4 protein-coding genes are annotated in these 3,034 nt (G+C 60.7%); 2 read left to right on the top strand and 2 right to left on the bottom strand.

Annotation, left to right across the window (positions count from 1 at the left end; all coding sequences use genetic code 11):
- Positions 1-355: 355 nt before the first annotated feature.
- Positions 356-643, bottom strand: coding sequence for a helix-turn-helix domain-containing protein (locus tag JMF86_RS34125; RefSeq protein WP_054928470.1), 288 nt, complete (start codon positions 641-643; stop codon positions 356-358).
- Positions 644-892: 249 nt separating this feature from the next.
- On the opposite strand from JMF86_RS34125, the gene JMF86_RS34120 reads away from it, so the two are divergent.
- Both JMF86_RS34120 and JMF86_RS34115 read left to right on the top strand, forming a co-directional pair.
- On the top strand, positions 893-1,354 hold the full coding sequence (locus tag JMF86_RS34120; RefSeq protein ID WP_201317408.1) for a hypothetical protein: 462 nt from the start codon (positions 893-895) through the stop codon (positions 1,352-1,354).
- Between the two features lie 316 nt (positions 1,355-1,670).
- Entirely contained in the window at positions 1,671-2,183 is a 513-nt protein-coding gene (locus tag JMF86_RS34115) for a 3'-5' exoribonuclease (protein ID WP_201317407.1), read from the top strand.
- A 70-nt stretch (positions 2,184-2,253) separates the two neighbouring features.
- On the opposite strand, the gene JMF86_RS34110 is transcribed toward JMF86_RS34115, so the two are convergent.
- Positions 2,254-3,034 (bottom strand): tyrosine-type recombinase/integrase (locus tag JMF86_RS34110; RefSeq protein ID WP_201317406.1); only part of this gene is annotated, 781 nt, incomplete at its 5' end.

Genomic DNA, 3,034 nt, shown 5'->3' with positions numbered 1-3,034 from the left:
ATACGTATTGAAGCAGGCCGAGTTGGGCAAGGGTTTAGGCAGGGTAGGCCTAAGTACGGTGTGATTTGGTGCGCCTAGGCACGCGCAATTTAGGTGTTGTGCGCGTAGCCCGATCCTCGGGAGTGCTCTTGGCACGGACTCGTGCTGGTAGCAGTGGTGGAAGGCCATTTCTGCGCCGAAGCCAATTACAACGGGGCACGTTGCCGTGCTCGTTGGCGTCCATCCGGCGCTCGTTTCGTCGGCGCTGGGGGCGGTATCTCGACCTAAAGCACGTCAGGGCCAATCGACGGCCTTTTCCGGACTGGTCGGCACGGTCGGATCTGACGTCTCACACCCGTTTGCTGGCCCGATATGCTCACTCGTCTTCGATGAATTCCAAGAGTTGCTGGCGTACGAAAGCAGTGGTCCGTTCGATATCCATCGGCGTGAGTCGGTCCATGTAAGCAACCGTCAGCAGTGCGAGTGGGTGGATGTTTAACACTTCGGCAAGCTGCTCAATCTTGCCCAGCGTGGGCGACTTCAGTTCCCGTTCAATCGTGCTGATGTATGTGCGGCTGGAGATCAGTCCAAAATCTTCCTGCGTAACGTTAGCGATCTTGCGAAGTCGCTTAAGTGCGTTGCCGAAACTGGCCTCGGAGCGCATGCAAGTCCTCCTCTGAAGGACCAGATGAACTCATTTCGAACACTAAAGAACTACAATCTATAGTGTTCATTTGGTACTATTGGCGGCTTTTTGATTTCGAATGCGTAGGGTGAGATGCACCTGTCTGGGGTCGGTGACCATGGGTGCGACGTTCAGTGCAATGGGTGCTTTGGGAGTATGTTCGGCACCTACGGCGCGGCCGTAGGCCGACGGTGCGCGCAGGCCGAGTGGTTGTCTCAAGGAATATGGATGTTAGTGACAGATAAGAGTTGGGCCGAGTGCAATCCTGGTAAGCGGGCACTCATGCGGCCTTACGAGGCGTGGCGCTGCGTGGGGTGGACTAACGAGACGCTGAATTTTTTTGCGGTTGCATCGCGTGAGCAGCGCGAACGCGATCTGCTGCCCGATGGCTTGCTTATCAGCGGCCCGGAGGCACTGCTTGAGATGGCGTCGCAATGGGAGCCGGGGAGTTTCTCTGTCTATGTGCTCGATCGGGCTGTTGAGAAGGCGGAGATCCGTTTGTGTCAGGTCACCGGAATATGGCGTGAGCGCGAGGCAAAGGAGGGCGGTGAGGCTTGGCTTTGGTATTCGACCAGCCGTGGCGAGTTGAAGCCATGCTCACCGATACGAGTTCATCTCGGCTCTCGATCAGAGTTGGTGAGTGAACTGGCCTTTGACGATTCCCGCATCGTTGCGGAACCGGGGTGTTAAGGGCGATTGAGCGCAAGTCTTCGGCCGCTTTCCAAGCGCGCCGCATAGCCGTCTTTCTGCGATCAAGCCCTCTCGGGAACCGGTGGGCGATTGATTCCACGCTGACTTGCCCGCGTTTGAGGAACCGTTCATGAGCGTCGGTGCGGTGCCAGATGTCTCAGCATGGAGGCAGGACTGAAAAGGAGCAGAAGAGACATGGATTCGACGGGCCGATTCGTTCAGGAGCGACGCGTAACGGCGCAGAACTTACGGAAGCCGCGAGGCTGGTAGTCTTGCTGGCTCGTGCATCCGCCTGACAGTAGGGAGACTTAGGTACGTGACGGATACGTATTTTCATGGGCCTGTGTTCCGGCCAACCAGTTCGCGTAGTGGCTGGAACAACCGCTACTTCATCGACACCGAGTTCACGGATTTTGAGGCGCCTCAACTCATTAGTCTCGCCATCGTTGGGGAAAACGGATCCGAGTTCTATGGCGAGTGCACGGACTATGATGCAGCGCGCTGTAGCGACTTCGTTCGAGCCGTGGTACTGCCCCAGCTCGGCCGGCACAAGGGACGCGCGATGCCGTTTGATCAATTTCGTCAAGCGGTGCGGACATGGATCGACGGTGTCCCGACTACCTCCCAGCCGGTGCTGTGCTACGACTTCGACACGGATTTAAGCCTGCTGCGCTCCCTATTGGATGGCGCGTTGCCCGATGGTTGGGCGCTTGAGGACATTAAGGGGCGGATCGACGCTGGTCGGCGGGCGGCCTACTATGCGCGCCACGGCGGAGAGCACCACGCACTGCATGATGCTCGAGCAAACGCGCAAGCCTATAATGGTTAAGTGCGCCTCAATTGAAGTTTCAGCAGTGCCTGCCAGCTACGCCGCGTCCGGATTCGGATGTTTTGCGCGGTTATCGGGTCGCGCCGGACGCGTCTCGACGAGATGATCGGCGTGCCTGACGCTGGAAGGCGGCACTAAACTGGCGCGCGCGTTTTGCCTCTTCGCCGTGAAGATAGGTCGACGTGGTGGCCACCGATGCATGGCGAAGATTGTCCCGTACCACAACCAGCTCGACGCCGGTGTCGAGGGCATGGGTGGCGTGCGTATGGCGCAGCCAGTGCGGGCTCGCCCGCCGCAGCTTGCCGGCCAGCGCCGGATGGCGCGTGTTCACGCGCTCCGCGGTCTCCCGAAAAAACTCACCTAACACCTGCCGCAACCGCGCCGCACTGATGTGGGTGCCGCCAGGGCGTGCTGCACGATGGACCACATTGAGGTCGGCGACCAACGGGGTGGATGGCTGCCAACGGGGGCGTGTGACCGGCAGACCCCGTGCCTTCAGCGTGCGCCGAAGCGCGTCCCGCGCGAGCGGCGGCAGGGCCACGCGCCCCGATTTCGCCCCTTTTCCCGTTACCTGCAGCCATAGCGCACCGCGGGCGTCCGTCGCGATGTCGCCCAGCGTTGCGGCCACCAGTTCCTGCACGCGCAGGCCGGTCGCGTAACCGAAGTCGAGCACAAACCGCAGCCGCTCGGCAGCCGGGGCGCTCCAGTCGGTCCGCTCGAGCTGGTCGGCTGCAGTTCGCACGACCCGCCACTCCCGGTCAGTCAACGCCCGCCCGGTATCGAACGGCGCGCGCGTTGCGCCGCCGCGGACGGTCACCCCAGCAAACGGATTGAGCACGACATAGTGCTGG

The organism is Burkholderia sp. E168m15 (genome assembly GCF_016586105.1).
Lineage (GTDB): Bacteria > Pseudomonadota > Gammaproteobacteria > Burkholderiales > Burkholderiaceae > Burkholderia > Burkholderia orbicola.
This window is presented reverse-complemented; position numbering and strand designations above follow the sequence as displayed.

Bases quoted from the DNA above. Each gene is read 5' to 3' on its own strand.
- JMF86_RS34125 (WP_054928470.1), bottom strand. From the start codon at position 643: ATGCGCTCCGAGGCCAGTTTCGGCAACGCACTTAAGCGACTTCGCAAG.
- JMF86_RS34120 (WP_201317408.1), top strand. From the start codon at position 893: ATGTTAGTGACAGATAAGAGTTGGGCCGAGTGCAATCCTGGTAAGCGG.